Source organism: Peteryoungia aggregata LMG 23059 (genome assembly GCF_030814435.1).
Lineage (GTDB): Bacteria > Pseudomonadota > Alphaproteobacteria > Rhizobiales > Rhizobiaceae > Allorhizobium > Allorhizobium aggregatum.
Map to the genome: position 1 here is coordinate 148431 of NZ_JAUSUW010000007.1, position 18634 is coordinate 167064.

Annotated in this window: 15 protein-coding genes; 8 read left to right on the forward strand and 7 right to left on the reverse strand. The window is 62.4% G+C overall.

Annotated elements, in window-relative coordinates; translation table 11 throughout:
* Position 1 precedes the first annotated feature (1 nt).
* The 4 genes from J2045_RS13760 (at position 2) to J2045_RS13775 (ending at position 4639) form a co-directional block, all read left to right on the forward strand.
* Entirely contained in the window at positions 2 to 979 is a 978-nt protein-coding gene (locus J2045_RS13760) for a small ribosomal subunit Rsm22 family protein (RefSeq protein ID WP_307373645.1), read from the forward strand.
* On the forward strand, positions 976 to 1986 hold the full coding sequence (locus tag J2045_RS13765) for a DUF2891 domain-containing protein (protein WP_307373648.1): 1011 nt from the start codon (positions 976 to 978) through the stop codon (positions 1984 to 1986). The genes J2045_RS13760 and J2045_RS13765 overlap by 4 nt, the downstream gene beginning before the upstream one ends.
* Complete coding sequence (gene lhpI / locus J2045_RS13770) at positions 1986 to 3689, forward strand: cis-3-hydroxy-L-proline dehydratase (RefSeq protein WP_307373905.1); 1704 nt, start codon at positions 1986 to 1988, stop codon at positions 3687 to 3689. The genes J2045_RS13765 and lhpI overlap by 1 nt, the downstream gene beginning before the upstream one ends.
* Positions 3690 to 3778: 89 nt before the next feature.
* On the forward strand, positions 3779 to 4639 hold the full coding sequence (locus tag J2045_RS13775) for an esterase-like activity of phytase family protein (protein ID WP_307373650.1): 861 nt from the start codon (positions 3779 to 3781) through the stop codon (positions 4637 to 4639).
* A 163-nt stretch (positions 4640 to 4802) separates the two neighbouring features.
* Here J2045_RS13775 and J2045_RS13780 read toward each other — a convergent pair whose 3' ends face one another.
* Complete coding sequence (locus J2045_RS13780; protein WP_307373653.1) at positions 4803 to 5534, reverse strand: TetR/AcrR family transcriptional regulator; 732 nt, start codon at positions 5532 to 5534, stop codon at positions 4803 to 4805.
* Between J2045_RS13780 and J2045_RS13785 the strand changes: the two genes are divergently transcribed.
* Positions 5463 to 6161 carry a DUF4336 domain-containing protein gene (locus tag J2045_RS13785; RefSeq protein ID WP_307373656.1) on the forward strand — a complete coding sequence of 233 codons (699 nt, stop codon included), beginning with the start codon at positions 5463 to 5465 and terminating at the stop codon, positions 6159 to 6161. The two genes, J2045_RS13780 and J2045_RS13785, sit on opposite strands and share 72 nt — an antisense overlap.
* Before the next feature lie 118 nt (positions 6162 to 6279).
* Here the strand turns inward: J2045_RS13785 and ppx are convergent, their stop codons facing one another.
* The 4 genes from ppx to J2045_RS13805 form a co-directional block, all read right to left on the reverse strand.
* Positions 6280 to 7800: an exopolyphosphatase gene (gene ppx / locus J2045_RS13790; protein ID WP_307373658.1), complete on the reverse strand. Its 1521-nt coding sequence runs from the start codon at positions 7798 to 7800 to the stop codon at positions 6280 to 6282.
* Positions 7801 to 7812: 12 nt separating this feature from the next.
* Complete coding sequence (locus J2045_RS13795; protein ID WP_307373660.1) at positions 7813 to 10005, reverse strand: RNA degradosome polyphosphate kinase; 2193 nt, start codon at positions 10003 to 10005, stop codon at positions 7813 to 7815.
* A 61-nt stretch (positions 10006 to 10066) separates the two neighbouring features.
* Positions 10067 to 10780: a DnaA regulatory inactivator HdaA gene (hdaA, locus tag J2045_RS13800; protein WP_307373662.1), complete on the reverse strand. Its 714-nt coding sequence runs from the start codon at positions 10778 to 10780 to the stop codon at positions 10067 to 10069.
* Positions 10781 to 11926: an AI-2E family transporter gene (locus J2045_RS13805; RefSeq protein ID WP_307373664.1), complete on the reverse strand. Its 1146-nt coding sequence runs from the start codon at positions 11924 to 11926 to the stop codon at positions 10781 to 10783.
* Positions 11927 to 12163: 237 nt separating this feature from the next.
* Between J2045_RS13805 and purM the strand changes: the two genes are divergently transcribed.
* The 3 genes from purM to J2045_RS13820 all read left to right on the forward strand — a co-directional run bounded on the left by purM (position 12164) and on the right by J2045_RS13820 (position 15862).
* Complete coding sequence (gene purM, locus J2045_RS13810) at positions 12164 to 13237, forward strand: phosphoribosylformylglycinamidine cyclo-ligase (RefSeq protein WP_307373665.1); 1074 nt, start codon at positions 12164 to 12166, stop codon at positions 13235 to 13237.
* Complete coding sequence (purN, locus tag J2045_RS13815; RefSeq protein WP_307373668.1) at positions 13234 to 13890, forward strand: phosphoribosylglycinamide formyltransferase; 657 nt, start codon at positions 13234 to 13236, stop codon at positions 13888 to 13890. Before purM ends, purN begins: the two co-directional genes overlap by 4 nt.
* Before the next feature lie 118 nt (positions 13891 to 14008).
* On the forward strand, positions 14009 to 15862 hold the full coding sequence (locus J2045_RS13820) for an ABC transporter ATP-binding protein (protein ID WP_307373669.1): 1854 nt from the start codon (positions 14009 to 14011) through the stop codon (positions 15860 to 15862).
* Here J2045_RS13820 and J2045_RS13825 read toward each other — a convergent pair.
* Entirely contained in the window at positions 15859 to 16461 is a 603-nt protein-coding gene (locus J2045_RS13825; protein ID WP_307373672.1) for an NUDIX domain-containing protein, read from the reverse strand. The two genes, J2045_RS13820 and J2045_RS13825, sit on opposite strands and share 4 nt — an antisense overlap.
* 4 nt (positions 16462 to 16465) lie before the next feature.
* A complete protein-coding gene (locus J2045_RS13830; protein ID WP_307373675.1) occupies positions 16466 to 18622 on the reverse strand; it encodes a molybdopterin-containing oxidoreductase family protein in 2157 nt (718 codons plus the stop codon).
* Between the last annotated feature and the right edge of the window lie 12 nt (positions 18623 to 18634).

Consider the following 18634-nt stretch of genomic DNA (forward strand, 5'->3'; position numbering starts at 1 on the left):
CATGGAACTTCCCGCCCCTCTCCGCTCCGCCGTCGACCAGATGCTCCAGGGCGAACCGCTGGAACGGATCGCCAAGGCGAGCGCAATTCTGTCTGATCGCTATCGCCGCGAAGTGCGTGACGGGCGCTTTCATATCGATGATGCGCTTGCCGCCAAGGCCTATCTTGCGACCCGCCTGCCCGCCACCTTCGCCGCCGTTCGGGCAGCACTCGCCATGGTCGAGGATGCGACACCGGATTTCCAGCCAGAGACCCTGATCGATCTCGGCTGCGGCCCCGGCACAGCACTCTGGGCAGCAGCCGATACCTGGGGCAGCCTAAGCTCCGCAGAGATGGTGGAAGCAAGCGGCGCGATCCGCAGCGTCGGCGAAAAGCTCGCCGCTTCCGGCAGCGTGAAAAGCCACTGGCAGGCGGGTGATGTGACGGCCAAGATCCCGACGCTTCGGCCAGCTGATCTCGTGACGCTTGCCTATGTGCTGGACGAGCTTCCGCCGGCAACCATCGGAACCGTCACGGAAAAACTCTGGACGCTGACCAAAGGCATGCTCGTCGTGATCGAGCCCGGCACACCGGCCGGCTGGCAGCGCATTCTCGCCGTTCGCGACAAGCTCCGATCCCTCGGGGCGCATCTCGTGGCGCCCTGCATGCATGCGGAAAACTGTCCGATCGTGGCACCGGACTGGTGCCACTTCTCAAGGCGCGTGGCGCGTTCGCGGGTGCATCGTCTGGCCAAGGGCGCAGAAGTGCCGTGGGAGGACGAGAAATACATCTTCATCGCCGCCTCGCGCGAGCCTGTTGCCCTCGTCGGCGACCGGGTGCTGTCTCCGCCGCGCGTCAATGGCGGTGTCGGGCGGGTCAAGCTCTGTCGCACCGATGGCACGGCTGCCGAGCTGACGCTCAGCAAACGCGATGGCGAGGCCTTCAAGGACATACGCCGGGCAGACTGGGGCGACCGGCTGGAATTGGGAGATAAGGGATGACCACGCGGCTGACATCCGAGCTTGCCTCCCGCTTTGCGACCATCGCGCTCGGCCATGTCACCCGCGAATATCCCAATCATATCCTGCACGGGCTCGAAGGGCCTGAGGATGCGAAGACGCCATCCAAACTCCACCCGGTCTTTTACGGAAGCTATGACTGGCATTCCTGCGTGCATGGCTACTGGATGCTGGCGCGTCTCTTGCGCCTCCATCCCGAGATGCCGGAAGCGCAAGCGATCCGCGATCTCTTTTCAACGATGCTGGTGCCGGACAGGATCGCCGGCGAATGCGGCTATTTCGACCGACCAATGGCGCGCGGTTATGAGCGGCCCTATGGCTGGGGCTGGTTGCTGAAGCTTGCCGCCGAGTTGCACGGCCACGAGAATGCGCGATGGGGCGCAGCGCTGTCGCCGCTGACGGAGCGGATTGTCCAGCGCTTCAGGGACTTCCTGCCGCTTGCCACCTATCCGGTGCGGGTGGGCACGCATTACAACACCGCCTTTGCGCTCAGGCTCGCAGCCGACTATGCCGACACTGTCGGAGACACGGCCCTTTTCGAACTGCTGCGCGCCACGGCGCAGCGCTGGTACGGCTCTGACACCGCCTGCCCCGCCTGGGGCGAGCCCTCGGGCGACGACTTCCTCTCGCCAGCGCTGATCGAGGCGGAATGCATGCGCCGGCTCCTGCCCGCCACCGATTTCGGCCGCTGGTTCGATGCCTTCCTGCCTGATATCGCAGCCGGCCAGCCGCGCACGCTGTTTGCTCCCGCCTCCGTTTCGGACCGCTCGGACGGCAAGATCGCACACCTCGATGGCCTGAGCCTCAGCCGTGCCTGGTGCTGGGCCTCTCTGGCTGGCACCCTGCCAGAGACGGACCCGCGCCGACCTGTGATGCTCGAGGCCGCGCATGGGCATCTCGAAGCCGGGATCGCGCATGTGGCTGGCGACTATATGGGCGAACACTGGCTGGCGAGTTTTGCGATCCTGGCGCTTTCGGAGACGGAATGATGAGCAGCCTCCATGACACCGTCGACATATCGGGCCGCGTACTCGTCTCGGGCTCGGCCGAGGGCGAGGTGTTGTTCACCGACACCGCGCTCAGCTTCTGGGGCGGCGCGGATGCCGTGACCGGCGAGATCATCGACCGGCATCACCCGTTGAGCGGCGAGCGGCTGACCGGCCGCGTGCTCGCCCTGCCGACCAGCCGTGGCTCCTGCACCGGCAGCGGCGTCATCCTCGAACTGATTCTCAACGGACAAGGTCCCGCCGCGATTGTGCTTGAGCATCCCGAGGCGATCATCACGCTCGGCGTCATCGCCGCGGAGGAGGTGTTCGGGCGGTCCATTCCGGTGATTGCGGTCGGCAAGCAAGCCTTTGCCGCATTGAAGACAGCCAAGCGGGTCCGGATCAGCGATGCCGTTGCAGGGGTTGGTTCGGACATCGCGCTCACGGATGCGGACAAGGCCATTCTCGCAGGCGAGCGGGGCGACGCGGCAGCCGTTGCCATGCGGATCGTGCTGCGGATGGCAGCGCTTGAAGGCGCGACGGAGCTGATCGACATCACCCGCGCCCATATCGACGGCTGCATCTATACCGGTCCTGGCGGCCTCGCCTTTGCCGAAAAGCTGCGCGATCTCGGCGGTCGCGTCGTGGTGCCGACGACGCTGAATGCGATTTCGGTCGATCACCGGCGCTGGCAGGCGCAGGGTGTTCCGGAAGCGCTCGGGCGTCCGGCAGCAGCCGTGGCCGATGCCTATGTGGCGATGGGAGCACAAGCCACCTTTACCTGCGCGCCCTATCTGCTCGATGACCGGCCCGCACGTGACGAGCAGATCGTCTGGGCGGAATCGAATGCCGTCGTCTATGCCAACAGCGTGCTTGGCGCACGGACGATGAAGTATCCCGATTATCTGGACATCGCGATCGGGCTGACGGGCCGGGCACCCAAAGCGGGCTGTCACCTGCCGGAGCAGCGCGCGCCACAGGTGCGAGTCACCGTGCCGCCGCTTGAAGACGTGGATGACAGCCTCTGGCCGCTCATCGGCTATCTGATCGGGACCGTTTCGCCCGATGCCATTCCGCTGGTCGAAGGACTGTCCGGGCACCGCCCGGATACGGATGCCCTGAAGGCCTTCGGCGCCGCTTTTGCCACCACCTCCGCCGCGCCGATGTTCCACATCGCCGATGTCACTCCGGAAGCACTCGACCCCAAGGGCTTTGCAGCCCCCGATCTGCCGACCATCTCACTCACCCATCAGGACCTGCTGCGGGCCTGGCAAGAACTGAACGGCGCGGAAGCCGGCCCGGTACAGCTTGTATCGCTCGGCAACCCGCATTTCTCGGCCACCGAACTCGCCGCCCTCGCGGCGCTCTGTCGAAACAAGACACGGCATCCGCATGTGCCCCTCGTCGTCACCTGCGGGCGCGCCGAAATGGCCAAGGCGGAGGCCTCGGGTGATGTCGCAGTGCTCACCGCTTTCGGTGTCACCCTCGTCAACGACACCTGCTGGTGCATGGTGACAGAGCCTGTCATTCCCGTCGATGCCAAGGTCATCATGACCAATTCCGGCAAATATGCCCATTATGGCCCGGGGCTTACCGGGCGCACCATGCGTTTCGGCAGTCTCGCGGCCTGTGTCGAGGCTGCCGTGACGGGTGAAGATCGCGGCGGCATGCCGGGATGGCTCGGGGCGCCTGTGGGTAACCGCTGACGTCATCGAAACTTCACCTGATCGCAATCGGTGCGACATGAAGCCTCACTAGCACTCTGGCGTTTCCTCCCTTCCAACAAGGTGACGCCATGACCAAAGCCCTTCTGACGTCTGCTGCTCTCTTCATCCTCTTCGTTTCCCAGGCTTCGGCCGAGGAGAAGGCCTTCCCGGCCAAGCTGGTGAACCAGGCCATCCTGCCGGCCAACACCATCATCGCCGCCCCTGCCGATGCGCCTGCCTATCTCAAGACCTCCGGCAAGTTCTCGACCGCAGACCGCAAGCGTGCGGACGCGCTCGGCAGCGTGCCCGGCAAGGACGGCGTGCGCCTGACGGGCCTTGCCATGTCGAAGGACGGCACGAAGCTCTATGGCATGCTCGAAGGCCCGCTCTATCTCGAAGACGGCTCGGTCGAAAAGGCGGATGGCCTCACCGCACTGCGCATCATCGAGCTAGACGCCGCCTCCAAGGCCTGGACCGGCAAGACCTGGCTCTATCCGCTGTCGGAAGGCGGCGAGGCGATCGGCGACTTCAACATGATCGACGCGACCACCGCTCTCGTGATCGAGCGCGACAACGGTGCGGGTGTTGTTGAAAAGGCCTGCGCCGATCCGAAGGCGCCGGCTGCCGATTGCTTTGCCGTTCCGGCCAAGCACAAGCGGATCTACAAGATCGAGATGACGGACGAGATGGCCGGCAAGGCGGTGCGCAAGATCGGCTATATCGACCTGATGAAGATCGAAGACCCGGACAACAAGAAGCGCCAGGGCGGCGGCGAAGGTTTTTATGACATGCCGTTCGTCACCATCGAGAATGTCGACGTGGTCGATCCGACCCACATCATCGTCGGCAATGACAACAACCTGCCCTTCTCAGCCGGTCGTGCCCTCGACAAGGCTGACGACAGCGAGTTCGTTCTGCTGGAAGTCGGTGAGTTCCTCGCGGCGAAATAAGCTCGACACCTGAAACGAAAAGAGCGGGCCTCAGCCCCGGCCCCAAGTCGAATACGGAATACCGTCTGTCGCCAACATCCTTCGCAAAACTCCGACTTTTGCGAAGGACCATTGCCACAGACAGTCCCCTGAACAATCGGCGGCACCAATTCCGTCGTTGAACTCAGGATTTCCCGGGCAACGCGCCTCCCTGCGATGAACGTTCCCCGATGCCTTCGACCACTATGCGGATGATATGCCTGATTTCGTCTTGGCTGAACTGCCCTCTGCTAAGCGCCGAAAGCATCGCCTGACCGTAGATCCCAAGCAGAACGAGCGCCATGAAATTGGGGTCATCATCCCTGCGAATGACACCCTGGTGTTGGCCAAGCACCAGAATGTCCCTGACAAGCCGCTGGAATGAGGACCGGTCGGGCGGCGGCTCAAGCGATGGCCTTTCGGCCGGAGCAAGGACCAGCCTTGCGAGCGAGGGATTTGCCAGACACCAGTGCCCGCTGTCGAGAAAGACGCATTCGAGCAAGGAAAACACATCTTCACCGGCCCCTATTCGTACGCGATAGGGCGCGTCGTTTGCTTCCACGCGGGCGATGAGCTGCAAGGCGATTTCGTCTTTCGTGGCGAACAGATTGTAGACCGTCTTGCGGGTCAGACCCGCCCGAATCGCGATTTCCTCAACGGATGTGGCAGCAAACCCCTTCTCCCGAAACGCCGCATCGGCAGCATCAAGGATGAGGATTCGAGACCGTTCGGTGCGCTTCGGGATTGCCATATCTACACAATGGTATAAATTTACACTCCTGTAAATATTGGTGGGGCAATCGTCATGCTTCAGGAGTTTGGCCCTGAAATCTGGATCGCGGACGGGCCAACGGTCACGGCGGCGGCAGGTTTTCATTATCCCACGCGCATGGCCGTGATCAGATTGACCAGCGGCGATCTGGTGCTCTGGTCGCCGACGGCGCTTACGGAGGACCTTTGCGCCGAGATCGAGACCTTGGGGGCGGTGCGCTATCTCATCCCTCCCAACTCCCTCCACCACACATTCCTTGGCGACTGGCAGCGGGCATATCCTGACGCCACGGTCTTTGCGCCGCCCGGTTTGCGGGAGAAACGCGGGGATCTTAGGTTCGACGCAGATTTCAGTGATGGGCCGATCGCAGCATGGGCCGGGGAGATCGACCATGCGATCATGTGGGGCAATCGGATCACGACGGAAGTCGTGTTGTTTCATCGCCAGAGCGGAACCGCAATTTTCACCGATCTCATTCAGCAATTCCCGCGCGGATGGTTTAGCAGCTGGCGGGCGCTTGTTGCGCGACTGGACCTGATGACATCTGCCGAACCTGAGGTGCCCCGAAAATTTCGGCTCGCCTTCACCGATCGGCGCGCCGCGCGTGAACCTCTTCGGCGTATTCTGGCATGGCCTACGGAAAAGGTGATCATGGCCCATGGCCCACCGATTATCGATGAAGGGCAAGCATGCCTGCGCCGGGCATTTCGCTGGTTCGCTGACGAGAGGTAAACCGCCCCAGGCACCCGTGCCACAAGAAGCTTCCGCATCGGGATCTAGAGGAACCGCACATCTCCGTTAGAGGCTGGGAGGCGCCCGCTCTCATTTCGTTTGGCAAAAGGTGTTCGCCCTATTCGAACACGAATGCCAGGCGCTTGCCCGTCAACTTCGATAGCTGCATCAGGCGGCCATCCAATCGTTCGCCCGAAAAGTCTTCGTAGGCCTTCGGCACGACGAATTCGAGATCGAGTTCGGGATTGTCGGAGCGACGGAATGTCAAGTTGTGGACCACGCCCGGCATCGAGGCCGAGAAGAGATAGACCACGCGCAGCATGCCGCCGACGAGCTTGGCACGGTCGAGCAGGCGCTCGGTGGCGATGGCCGCAAGCGGTCCGGTCTGGCCATCGTCATGCAGGCCTTCGAAGCGGTAATAGTTGGTGAGCGCGATAAAGGCGCGGCCCGGATGGGTGATGCCGACAAAGGAGGAGTGGGCAATCACGTTCAGCGCCTGCAGCCCGCGATAGTCGGGATGCGCACGCCAGCTGATATCGGCGAGCAGGCAGGCGGCCTGGCGATAGCGGCTTTCCTCTTCGGTTTCCTCGATATCGAAGAAGGGCATCATCTGGCCGGTCCAGTCGGCAAGCTCGCGGGCATGTTCCGGCGAGCGGGCACGCAGGATCGCCAGTTCATCGGCAGCCTCGATCAACGGATCGAGCGCCTGTTCCTCTTCGAGAAGCAGCGAATAGAGATAGCCTTCGCGCACCCCTTGGGCCGAGAAGCAGACGCTTTTCGGCTGCATGATCTCGATCACTTCCCGCATGGCAACAGCGCCGAACGGGATCAGGTTGCGGCGGCTCTTGGAAATGGTCGACCAGGCGGGATCGCGGCTGTTGGCGCCCGAGATGATCTCCTCCAGGAAGAAGGCGATCTCGTCATAGGGCAGCTCATAGCCCTGCATCATGTGCAGCGGATACTTGCGGATCTCCATATGCAGCTTGGCGATGTTGCGCCAGGTTCCGCCAACGGCGTAGAAGGTGCGCCCCTGCCCCTTCTTGAGGAGTGCGGCGTCCGCGACCAGCTTCTTGGCAAGCGCGCGGGCCTTGGGCAACGAACCCTCGACGCTTTCCGACAATCTCAAGCCGCCGAGCGGTAGCGTAATGCCTTTGCCGAAGCTCTGTCCGGTGATGTCGATGAGTTCGAGCGAACCGCCGCCGAGGTCGCCGGCGATGCCATCGGCATCATGGAAACCACTGAGAACGCCGAGGGCGGAGTATTTCGCCTCTTCCTCGCCGGTCAGGACCTGCACTTCGTGGCCGAGGATCTCCTCGGCGCGGGCGATGAAATCGGGACCATTGGAGGCTTCGCGGGCGGCAGCGGTCGCGAGCACATACATGCGCGTTGCCTTGGCCTGGTTCGACAGGGCGCGGAAGCGTCGGAGTGCGGCCAGAGCGCGTTCGACACCCTCTTCGTCCATCCGGCCGGTCGTGGCGACACCCCTGCCAAGGCCGCAAAGGACCTTCTCGTTGAAGAGAACCGTCGGCGCGCGGGAAAGCCCCTCATAGATCACGAGACGGATCGAGTTGGAGCCGATGTCGACAACGGAGACAGGGGCGATACCAGGAAGGCGCCCCTGCGCTTCAGATCTTGTCATGAGGTACCAGTGTTATCTTTTCCTGCCGGAAATCAGGCCGGCGATCAGTTTCGGTGCGCTCGACTTCAGTGCTTCTCCGCGGCCCGACAGGCTCGGATTTGTCATGAAATACTGCTGCGCGTTGAAAGGTTCCTCACCCTGCCGCACTTCAATGCGGCGAGACGTGCCGTCGGCCAATATCTCGTAGCTCTGCTGGTTGTCAATCAGGTTGCCAAGCATGATCTGGGACAGCACCTGCTCATGCACCGTGGGGTTAATGAGAGGCACCAGGGTCTCGACGCGGCGGTCGAGATTGCGCGGCATCATGTCGGCCGAACCGATATAGACGAGCGCTTTTTCAGACGGCAGACGATGGCCGTTGCCGAAGCAGAAGATGCGGCTGTGCTCGAGGAAGCGTCCGACGATCGACTTGACGCGGATATTCTCGGAGAGGCCCGCCACGCGTGGGCGCAGGCAACAGATGCCGCGAATGACGAGATCAATCTCGACGCCTGCCTGGCTTGCGGCATAGAGCGCATCGATGATCTCGGGGTCGACGAGCGAGTTCATCTTCATCCAGATCTGCGCCGGACGACCGGCCTTGGCGTGCTCGATCTCCTCGTTGATATGCCTGAGAATGCGGGGGCGCAACGTATAGGGCGAGACCGCGAGCTTCATACCCTCTTCCGGTTCGCCATAACCGGTGATGAAGTTGAAGACATTCGCCATGTCGTGGGCGATCTTCTGGTTGCAGGTGAAGAAGGACAGGTCGGTGTAGATCTTGGCTGTGACCGGGTGGTAGTTGCCGGTGCCGAGGTGGCAGTAGGTCCTGAGCTTGCCGTCCTCGCGGCGCACGACCATCGACATCTTGGCATGGGTCTTGAGCTCGATGAAGCCGAAGACGACCTGCACGCCGGCACGCTCGAGGTCGCGGGCCCAGCGGATGTTCGCCTCTTCGTCGAAGCGTGCCTTGAGTTCAACGAGCGCGGTCACCGATTTGCCGGCTTCCGCAGCATCGATCAGGGCGCGGACGATCGGGCTGTCATTGGAGGTGCGGTAGAGCGTCTGCTTGATCGCGAGCACATCCGGGTCGCGGGCGGCCTGCAGCAGAAACTGCACGACGACGTCAAAGCTCTCATAGGGATGGTGGACGATCATGTCCTTTTCGCGGATCGCGGCCAGGCAGTCGCCGGCATGTTCGCGTACGCGTTCGGGGAAGCGGGCATTGTACTGCTCGAAGCGCAGGTCGTCGCGCGGGGCCTTGGTGATCTCGGAGATCGTGTTGAGGGCGAGCAGGCCGGGAAGGACCGCGACGCGGTTGTCCGCGACACCGAGTTCGTGGACGACGAATTGGCGCAGCGCCACCGGCATCTCGCTATCGACCTCGATACGGATGACGGACCCGCGGCGGCGGCGCTTCAGCGCCGTCTCGAAGAAGCGCACGAGATCTTCGGCCTCTTCCTCCACTTCGATATCGCTGTCTCGGATAATGCGGAAAGTGCCGAAGCCCTTTACCTCATAACCAGGATAGAGCCGGTTGATGAACAGGCCGACCATATCCTCCAGCGTGATGTAGCGGATCGTGACACCCTCATCCGGCAGGCGGACGAAACGGTCGAGTGTCGGAGGCAGGCGCAGCAGCGCCGTCATCGGCTCGCCGGTGCGGCTCGAGCAGAGCTGCAGGCCCATGGAGAAGCCGAGATTGGGGATGAAGGGGAATGGGTGAGCCGGATCGATCGACAGCGGGGTGAGAACAGGGAAGATCGCTTCCTCGAACGTGGTTTCGAGCCAGGTCCGATCCACATCGGACAAGGCGGCCGGACGCACGATCAGGATCTCTTCCTGCGCGAGGTATTGCTGCAGGACCGCAAGCGAGGCCTGCTGCTCCATCTGCAGATTGTCGATTTCCTTGAGGATGTCGTCGAGCTGCTCGGCCGGCGTCTTGCCGTCAGGGCTCTTGATGACGATGCCCTGGCGCACCTGCCCCTCAAGGCCGGCAACGCGGACCATGAAGAATTCATCGAGATTGGCGGCGGAGATCGACAGGAAGCGGACACGCTCCAGGAGCGGATGGGCGGTGTTCAGCGTCTCCTCAAGGACGCGCCGGTTGAACTGCAGCCAGGAAAACTCCCGATTGATGAAGCGCAGCGGGCTGGTCAGTAGGTCCTCGGTCGAAGTCAGCTCCGCATCCGTTTCGCCGTCCGTGCCGTTTACCGCGCTGTCCATGATTCGCCCCTTGGTTATCGTTGGTGCCGATTATAACAGTTTGACGACAGATCTGTGACGACTACTCGCGACCGTCTGCCGCCTCCAGCATTTCGAGAACCTCTGCGGCCAGGCTGCGGCTGATCTTCGCGCGGCGCGCCAGCGCCAGCTTGTCCATGCGATCAACCACCAGCTGGGCCGCAGCAAAGGAGCGCTCCATGCGGCTGACGATATAGCCGACGATCTTGTCATCGATGTAAAGCTGCCGGTCGGCGAAGAGCTTGGTGATCAGGTGTCCGAGAAGCTCCTCGTCCGGCGCGCCGATCTCGACCACGGTTGCGGCCTTGAGCCGAGACCTCAGGTCAGGCAGGGCGACATTCCAGGACGGCGGAAAGCTGCGCGAGGTGATGAGCAGCGTCGTGCCATGCTGGCGCACGGCATTGATGACGTGGAACAGCTCGACCTCATCGAAGCCGCTGCGATCGGCATCTTCGAACACGACCGCGCCTCCGGCTGCGGCTTCCGATGCCCCCTCGCCCGACCGAGGAACGATATCGACCGCACCGCTCGCATCGCGAAAAATCTGCGCCAGATGTGATTTCCCCGATCCTTCCGGACCCGTCAGGATCACCACGGGCGACGGCCAGTCCGGCCAGGCATCGACGATCGAGACCGCAGCGGCCATGCGCTCGGAGACGAGCAGATCGTCCCGACCTGTCGCCGAGCCATGCTCAAAGGCGAGCGGCAGTTGTTCGGCGGCTCCGCGGCGTTCGGGAGCCATCTTGGCGTCAGTCATTCAATTCTCTGGGGCTTGGGATGTGATCTCACCCACGGGTGCTGACGGCGGCGGCACAAGCGCAACCGAGGAACCGTAATAGAGATCGCTGTCAAGATAACGCGAGATGGCGAAACGAACAAGGACGCCGACCGCGGCCGCCGCAGGTACCGCGACCAGAACGCCAACGAAGCCGAAGAGCGCGCCGAAAGCAAACAGGGCGAACATCAGCCAGACGGGGTGAAGGCCGACACTCTTGCCGACCAGCTTGGGCTGCAGGATGTTGCCTTCGAGGAACTGTCCGAAGAAGAAGATGGCGGCGATCACGCCGACCCAGATGAAATCCGGCCAGAACTGCACGATGGCGACGCCGAGGGACAGGAGCAGGCCGACAGTCGAGCCGACATAGGGAATGAAGCTGATCATGCCTGTGAAGAAGCCGATCAGCAGGCCGAAATTGAGCCCGGCGGCCGACAGCGCGATCGCATAGAAAATGCCGAGGATCAGGCAGAGCGAGCCCTGCCCACGGACGAAGCCGGCGATCGTATTGTCGAGTTCGGTGGCGAGCTGGCGCACCGTGGCGAGCTGGTTGCGCGGCACCCAGCTGTCGACCTTCTCGATCATGCGATCCCAGTCGAGCAACAGGTAGAAGGCGACAACAGGCGTCACGACGAGCAGCGAGGCGATGTCGAGCAGCGCCTTGCCGGAATTCCAGATCTGCTCGATGAGCGTCCCGATGAAACCGACCCCCTCGCTGATGTAGCGGGAGAAGTTCTCCTTGATCGTCACCATCTGGCCATCCACCCAGTCGGGAAGCCAGGCGGCATTGCCAGATGCGACGAAGCTTTGCAGCTGTGACACATAACCGGGCACGCGCTGGATGAATTCATTCAGCTGGCTTGCCAGGATCGGGATGACGATCATCAGCGACAAGACGAATACGAGAACAAAGGTGACGAGGATGACGACCGTCGCCATGAGGCGGCTCAGGCCGAGCCGCTCCAGCCGGTCGGCGACCGGATCGAGGAAATAGGCGAGCGCCATGCCGGCAATGAAGGGCAAGAGGATCGACGAAAACAGCATCAGGAAACCAATGAAGATCGTAAGCGTCAGAAGCCAGAACAGCACCTGACGGCGCAGACCGATTACACTGATGTTGCGAGCCATATCCGTCTCCATTCGGTGTTTTCCGCAGCGGCAGGCAAGGCCGGATGCTGCGACGCCACAGAAGGAGATAGGTTACGGGGAAAGCCTTGGTCAAGAACCCCGGTCTCACCGGCGACGAGAAGATGCGTCCCAGCCCCAGATTGCCAGGGAAATCGCGGGCTGGCCCGGCTCTCTGCTTGCATATCCGGCCTCTTCATGCCATGGCCAGCCGAAATTCTCGCAGGATCGGAGGCAGGCATGAGCCAGGCTGGCAAGAACGGGTTGACCTATAGCGATGCAGGCGTCGATATCGATGCAGGCAACCTGATGGTCGAGAAGATCAAGCCGGCGGTCAAGTCGACCCGGCGTCCCGGTGCGGACGGGGAGATCGGTGGCTTCGGCGGCTTGTTCGACCTGAAGGCCGCAGGCTTCAAGGACCCGATCCTCGTTGCCGCCAATGACGGCGTCGGCACCAAGCTGAAGATCGCCATCGACGCCAATATCCACGACACCGTCGGCATCGATCTTGTCGCCATGTGCGTCAACGATCTGGTCGTCCAGGGCGCCGAGCCGCTGCTCTTCCTCGACTATTTCGCCACTGGCAAGCTCGACCCCGACCAGGGTGCGGCGATCGTTCAGGGCATTGCGGCCGGGTGCCGCGAGGCGGGCTGTGCTTTGATCGGCGGCGAGACCGCCGAAATGCCCGGCATGTATTCCAAGGGCGACTATGACCTCGCAGGCTTTGCCGTCGGGGCTGCCGAGCGCGGCGAATTGCTGCCGGCGGGCGACATTGCCGAAGGCGACGTGATCCTCGGCCTCTCGTCGTCGGGCGTGCATTCCAACGGCTTTTCGCTGGTGCGCAAGATCGTCGAACTCTCGGGCCTCGCCTGGGATGCGCCCGCGCCCTTCGCCGAGGGCCAGTCGCTTGGCGCAGCCCTTCTCACACCGACCCGCATCTATGTGAAGCCACTGCTAAAGGCGATCAAGGAAACCAAGGCGCTGAAGGCGCTCGCCCATATCACCGGCGGCGGCTTCCCGGAGAATATCCCGCGCGTGCTGCCGAAGCATCTCGCTGCCGAGATCGACCTTTCGTCCTTTAAGGTTCCGGCCGTCTTCTCCTGGCTCGCCAAGACCGGCGGCGTTGCCCAGAACGAAATGCTGCGCACCTTCAACTGCGGCATCGGCATGATCGTCGTCGTTTCCGCCGACAAGGTGGACGACGTGACCAAGGCACTGGAAGCCGAGGGTGAAACCGTTGCCCGTCTGGGTCGCATGATTGCCCGCGAAGAGGGTGCGCATGGCGTGACCTACAAGGGTACGCTCGCCCTATGAGCGCCCGGCGCAAACGCGTCGTCGCCTTCATTTCCGGCGGCGGGTCGAACATGCTGGCGCTGGCTAGGGCTTGCGAAGCGGCCGACTATCCGGCCGAAATCGTCGCTGTCTTCTCCGACAAGCCTGAGGCCGGCGGCCTAACCAAGGCGGAGGCGCTCGGCATTCCGACACGCGTGTTCGAGCGCAAGGCCTATGGCTCCAAGGCCGAGCATGAGGCCGCAATCCTCGCCGCCCTTGCCGAAATCGGCCCAGACCTGATTTGCCTCGCCGGTTACATGCGTCTGCTCTCCGTCGAATTCATCCGTCCGCATGAAGGCCGGATCCTCAACATCCACCCGTCGCTTTTGCCGCTCTTCCCCGGCCTGCACACCCATCAGCGGGCAATTGAGGCCGGCATGAAGGTCGCGGGCTGCACGGTGCATTTCGTCACCGAGGGCATGGACGAAGGCCCAGTTATCGCGCAAGCGGTCGTGCCCGTGCTGATTGATGATACGGCGGAAACACTTGCTGGACGCGTGCTCACCGTCGAGCACCAGACCTATGCGGCAGCACTCAAGCTGGTTGCCTCCGGCAGCGTCTCCATGCGTGCCGATGGCAGCGTCGAACGGCTGACATCAGGAACGGATGCGGAAGCCAGGTTGATCAGCGCCTGAGGCCTGGCTTGCGACCTATTCAACCCCCCGTTTAAATCTAAGGGTTCCTCTCTCCGCTGGACTCAGCTCTATTCGTGTTCTCATTTTGATCACGCAATGCTGTTGCCAGGGACCTTTCATGACGTTGTCCGATCGGATTTTCACCCCCTTTGAAAGGCTGCTCCGACCGCTCGAAGTACCGTATCGAAGGATTCCGAGTGATGGTCCTCTGCGGCTGGTCCTGCATTTCGTCGCATACGCACCGAAGTCGTTTTTGGTCGTGCTTGCCCTGTCGGCCAGCGTCGAGATCGTCAACCTGACTGTTCTCTGGGGCGTCTCGCACCTGATCGACGGCATCTCCAGCCAAGGTCTGCTTCCCTATCTCGATGCCCATCGCTGGCCACTCGCTGCTTTCGTCGCGCTCTTTTTCCCGGTGCTGCCGCTGCTGATCTTTTTCTGCAATGCATTGGGCGTCCATGTGCTCAGCGTCAGCCTTCCCACACTCATCCAGTGGCATGGCCACAAGGCGGTCGAAAGCCAGGATCTCGGCTTCTTCCATGACCAGTTTTCGGGCCAGGTGGCCAGCCGCATCGCGCAGGTGGCAGGGGCCGTCAAGCAACAGATGGCGGCAGCGGTCTGGACGCTGCCAATCTTCTTTGTGCAGATGGTCGGTTCGGTCGTGCTTTTAACCGCGCTTTCCTGGTCGTTGACGCTCCCGGTCCTTGTGTGGATCGCCATAAATGCCGTGATCGCAAAACAGGCCGTGCCGCAGTTTAGCGCAACGGCCAAGACGGCGGCGCGGGCGCGCAGCCGCGTGGTCGGGGAGATGACCGACCTCTACAGCAACATCCAGACGGTCAAGCTGTTTGCCGCCGAGGACAGCGAGGCCGGTGCGCTGCGGCGGGTGATGGAGCGGTCTATGAGCGCTCAGTTTCGGGAGCGCCGCATCGGCCTTACCGCAGATCTCCTGGTCATCTCCTCAAACACGTTGCTGTTCATCGCCATCTTTGCAGTCAGCCTCTGGGGGATTGCCGATGGCTTCGTCACGCTCGGCGAATTCGTCGCCGCGATAACGATCACCCAGCGGCTGGCCTCCAATTCCCGAGGCTTCCTCAGTCTCGGTCAACAGATTTCCGAAGCGATCGGCACAATTCGCGACGCCATGCCTGTCATGACCACGCCGCCGACCGTGGTTGATGTGCCGGAAGCGAAGGCGCTCATCGTCGAGCGCGGCGAGATCCGCTTCGACTGTGTAAGTTTCGAGTATCACGATAGCCAGCAGGTCATTCACGACCTGTCGCTATCCGTTTCAGCGGGCGAGAAGGTTGGGCTCGTGGGCTTGTCCGGCGCAGGCAAGACGACGCTGGTGAGCCTGCTTCTACGCCTCTACGACCTCGATGGCGGACGCATTGTCATCGACGGACAGGATGTCGCCGACGTCACCCAGGCGAGCCTCCGCGCGCAGATCGGTTTCATCGCTCAGGACGTATCATTGCTGCATCGCTCGGTCGGCGACAACATCCTGTATGGCCGGCCGGGTGCTGCGCAGGCAGAGCTGGAAGCCGCGGCACACCTTGCTCAGGCCGATGCCTTCATCGCCGACCTGAAGGACAGCGAGGGACGCACCGGTTATGCGGCCTATGTCGGGGATCGTGGCGTCAAGCTCTCAGGCGGGCAACGACAGCGCGTCGCCATCGCCCGTGTGCTGCTCAAGGATGCGCCAATCCTGGTGCTGGACGAGGCAACGTCGGCGCTCGACAGTGAGGCGGAAGCGACCATTCAGGAGAAGCTCGACTTGTTGATGGAGGGCAAGACCGTGATCGCGATTGCGCATCGACTATCGACCATCGCCCGCATGGATCGCATCGTCGTGCTGGACAAGGGACGGATCATCGAGGAAGGAAGACCAGACGATCTTCTGTCCTCGGGTGGCCTCTATAGCCGTCTGTGGGCGCGCCAGACCGGCGGTTACATCGCTTCTGTCGACGACTAAAGCCGTTCGGCGCCGCTCCGTCGCAGCGCCGCCCATTGCAGCAGCATGATTGTCTTGGCATCGACGATCTCGCCTGCCTCCACCATCTCCAGGGCTTCGGTGAAAGTCAGCTCGATCACTTCAAGATCCTCCTGCTCATCCTCGAGTCCGCCACCGTCAGAAATGCGATCAGCATCGCTGACCTCGGCATAAAAGCCATGCAGTTTTTCGGTCACTGATCCGGGCGACATGTAGGCGGCAAAGGCTGGAGTTGCCTTTGCAATCTTGAAGCCGGTTTCTTCCAGCGCCTCGCGGAGGGCCGCCTGTAACGCAGTTTCGCCATCATCGATAAAGCCGGCCGGAACCTCAAGCAGATAGGCATGGTCGCCGCTGACATGCGCCGCGATACGGAGCTGCCGAACGAGCGTGACGGTGTCGCGTTCGGTGTTCAGCAGAAGAATGGCCGATGCATGTCGCCGCTCGAAGACTTCCCAGGAGAGCCGATGCGGCGCCCTGCCCTCGCGGAAGAAGTCGAAGGTGATGCCGCGCAGGTGGCTCCAGCCCTTCCATAGCGTCTTGTCTTCCAGGATCGCGATCCGGGCCTTGTCGAAAATACTCATGTCTTCAGGCTTTTCTCATCCAGACCTTGTTGTCGTGGAAGGCGGCACCGCCATGCGGAGCTGCCGGGTCGGCACCGGTGAGGACATTGATCCCCTCGCCATCGAGATGCACCTTGTTCGGCCACAGGCCTTCGGCGACCAGCACGCCCGGCTTCACGGCATCGGTAATTTTTACGTGGATGCGCAGCTCGCCCCTGACATTGCCGAGTTGGACGACATCGCCATCGGCAAGGCCGAGGCTCATGGCATCGGCGGGGTTCATCATGACCTCCGGACGGCCTTCCTTGTCGCGCGAGGTCTTGGTCTCGGCGAAGGTGGAATTCAGGAAGTTGCGCGCAGGAGAGGTCGCGAGGCGGAAAGGATGCTGCGCATCAGCGGTCTCGATGAGGTCGACCTGATCGGGGTAAATTGGAAGCTCCTTGACCGGCCCGAGCGAGCCGAGCTTTGCCGGCGGCTTGTTGGGGGCTGGCGTGTTTTCCCAATCCGGCTTGAAGCGGAACTTGCCGTCGGGATGGGCAAAACCGTTCAGGTAATGGGCGTCGTCGAAGGCCGGCTGGCAGTCGAGCCACTTGTCCTCGATCAGCGTGTCGAAATCCGGCTTGCCACTGATATAGAGCATGCGCTCGATATGCTCGCGCTCGGTCTTGCCGAAGCCGGGGCGGTCGGCGACGCCGAGGCGTTTGGCCAGTTCCTCGATGACGAAGAGATTGGTGCGCACCAAGGGCGGCGCATCGACCAGCTTCGGGCCGAGCAGGATATGGCTCTGGCCGCCGCCACGATAGATATCGTCGTGCTCGACGAACATGGTGGCTGGCAGCACGATGTCGGCCAGTTCCGCCGTTTCGGTCATGAACTGCTCGTGGACGGCAACGAAGAGGTCGTTGCGCAGGAAGCCCTGCTTCACCAGCCGCTGTTCGGGCGCGACATTCACCGGATTGGTGTTCTGGATGATCAGCGCGTCGACCGGGCCGCGATGGCGGAGCGCTTCCGCGTCCCCCGTCAGGACACGGCCGATCTGCGACTGGTCGAGCATGCGGATCTCTGGGTCGACCATCGCCGTGCCCATCAGCTCGGCCTTGTTCAGCTGGAAGATGTCGCTGTTCGAATGAAACGCGCCACCGCCCTCGTATTGCCAGGCGCCGAGCACGGTTGCGAGCGACAGGGCCGCATGCATGGAAACCGCACCATTGCGGCTGCGGGTGAAGCCGTAGCCGAGGCGGAAATAGGTCTTTTTCGTCTGGCCGACGTGGCGGGCGAAGGCCTCGATCTCCTCGACAGAGAGGCCTGTAATCGCCGAGGCCCATTCCGGCGTCTTGTCTTTGAGGTGCGCTTCCAGTCCTGCCGGATCGTCTGCGAATTTCGCCATGTATTCGCGGTCGGCATAACCGTCGCGGAAGGCAACATGCATGGCAGCACAAGCAAGCGCCGCATCCGTGCCGGGCTTGAGAATGAGCGCCATATCGGCCTGTTTCATCGTCGGATTGTCGTAGATGTCGATGACGACGATCTTGGCGCCACGATCTTTCCGCGCCTTGATCGCATGGGTCATCACATTGACCTGGGTGGCGACCGCATTGGTGCCCCAGATCACCACGCAATCGGAGACGGCCATTTCGCGCGGGTCCGGGCCGCGCAGCGTGCCGGTGCCCATGACATAGCCGGTCCAGGCCATGTTGGTGCAGATCGTGCCAAAGAAGCCAGAATACTTCTTGGCGTGGCGCAGGCGCTCGATCGAATCGCGCTGCACGAGGCCCATGGTCCCGGCATAAAAGTAAGGCCAGACTGCTTCCGAGCCGTGGCGCTGCTCGGCCTTCACGAAGGCGTCGGCGATCTCGTCGAGAGCGGCTTCCCAGGTGACGTCCTGCCACTGGCCCGCACCCTTGGCGCCCGCCCGGCGGACCGGTTTCATCAGGCGGTCGGGATGGTAGAGCCGCTCGGCGTAACGCGCGACCTTGGCGCAGATGACACCAGCGGTATAGCTGTTGTCCGTTGCCCCGCGCATACGACCGATGCGGCCGTCCTCGGTCAGATCGACATCGAGGGCGCAGGTGGATGGACAGTCATGCGGACAGGCCGTATGACCGAGCGACCGGTTTCGGATGGGGCTCTGAATGTTCATGGGCCGGTTATAGGCCATGCGCCAGAGGCTCAAAAGCCCCATTCGAACAAATCA

Excerpts from the sequence above, each read along its gene's own strand:
- purM (WP_307373665.1), top strand. The coding sequence starts at position 12,164 with ATGAGCCAGGCTGGCAAGAACGGGTTGACCTATAGCGATGCAGGCGTC.
- lhpI (WP_307373905.1), top strand. The coding sequence starts at position 1,986 with ATGAGCAGCCTCCATGACACCGTCGACATATCGGGCCGCGTACTCGTC.
- J2045_RS13825 (WP_307373672.1), bottom strand. The coding sequence starts at position 16,461 with ATGAGTATTTTCGACAAGGCCCGGATCGCGATCCTGGAAGACAAGACG.
- J2045_RS13780 (WP_307373653.1), bottom strand. The coding sequence starts at position 5,534 with ATGAAAACCTGCCGCCGCCGTGACCGTTGGCCCGTCCGCGATCCAGAT.
- purN (WP_307373668.1), top strand. The coding sequence starts at position 13,234 with ATGAGCGCCCGGCGCAAACGCGTCGTCGCCTTCATTTCCGGCGGCGGG.
- J2045_RS13805 (WP_307373664.1), bottom strand. The coding sequence starts at position 11,926 with ATGGCTCGCAACATCAGTGTAATCGGTCTGCGCCGTCAGGTGCTGTTC.
- J2045_RS13820 (WP_307373669.1), top strand. The coding sequence starts at position 14,009 with ATGACGTTGTCCGATCGGATTTTCACCCCCTTTGAAAGGCTGCTCCGA.
- J2045_RS13765 (WP_307373648.1), top strand. The coding sequence starts at position 976 with ATGACCACGCGGCTGACATCCGAGCTTGCCTCCCGCTTTGCGACCATC.
- ppx (WP_307373658.1), bottom strand. The coding sequence starts at position 7,800 with ATGACAAGATCTGAAGCGCAGGGGCGCCTTCCTGGTATCGCCCCTGTC.
- J2045_RS13775 (WP_307373650.1), top strand. The coding sequence starts at position 3,779 with ATGACCAAAGCCCTTCTGACGTCTGCTGCTCTCTTCATCCTCTTCGTT.
- hdaA (WP_307373662.1), bottom strand. The coding sequence starts at position 10,780 with ATGACTGACGCCAAGATGGCTCCCGAACGCCGCGGAGCCGCCGAACAA.
- J2045_RS13785 (WP_307373656.1), top strand. The coding sequence starts at position 5,463 with ATGCTTCAGGAGTTTGGCCCTGAAATCTGGATCGCGGACGGGCCAACG.
- J2045_RS13795 (WP_307373660.1), bottom strand. The coding sequence starts at position 10,005 with ATGGACAGCGCGGTAAACGGCACGGACGGCGAAACGGATGCGGAGCTG.
- J2045_RS13760 (WP_307373645.1), top strand. The coding sequence starts at position 2 with ATGGAACTTCCCGCCCCTCTCCGCTCCGCCGTCGACCAGATGCTCCAG.
- J2045_RS13830 (WP_307373675.1), bottom strand. The coding sequence starts at position 18,622 with ATGGGGCTTTTGAGCCTCTGGCGCATGGCCTATAACCGGCCCATGAAC.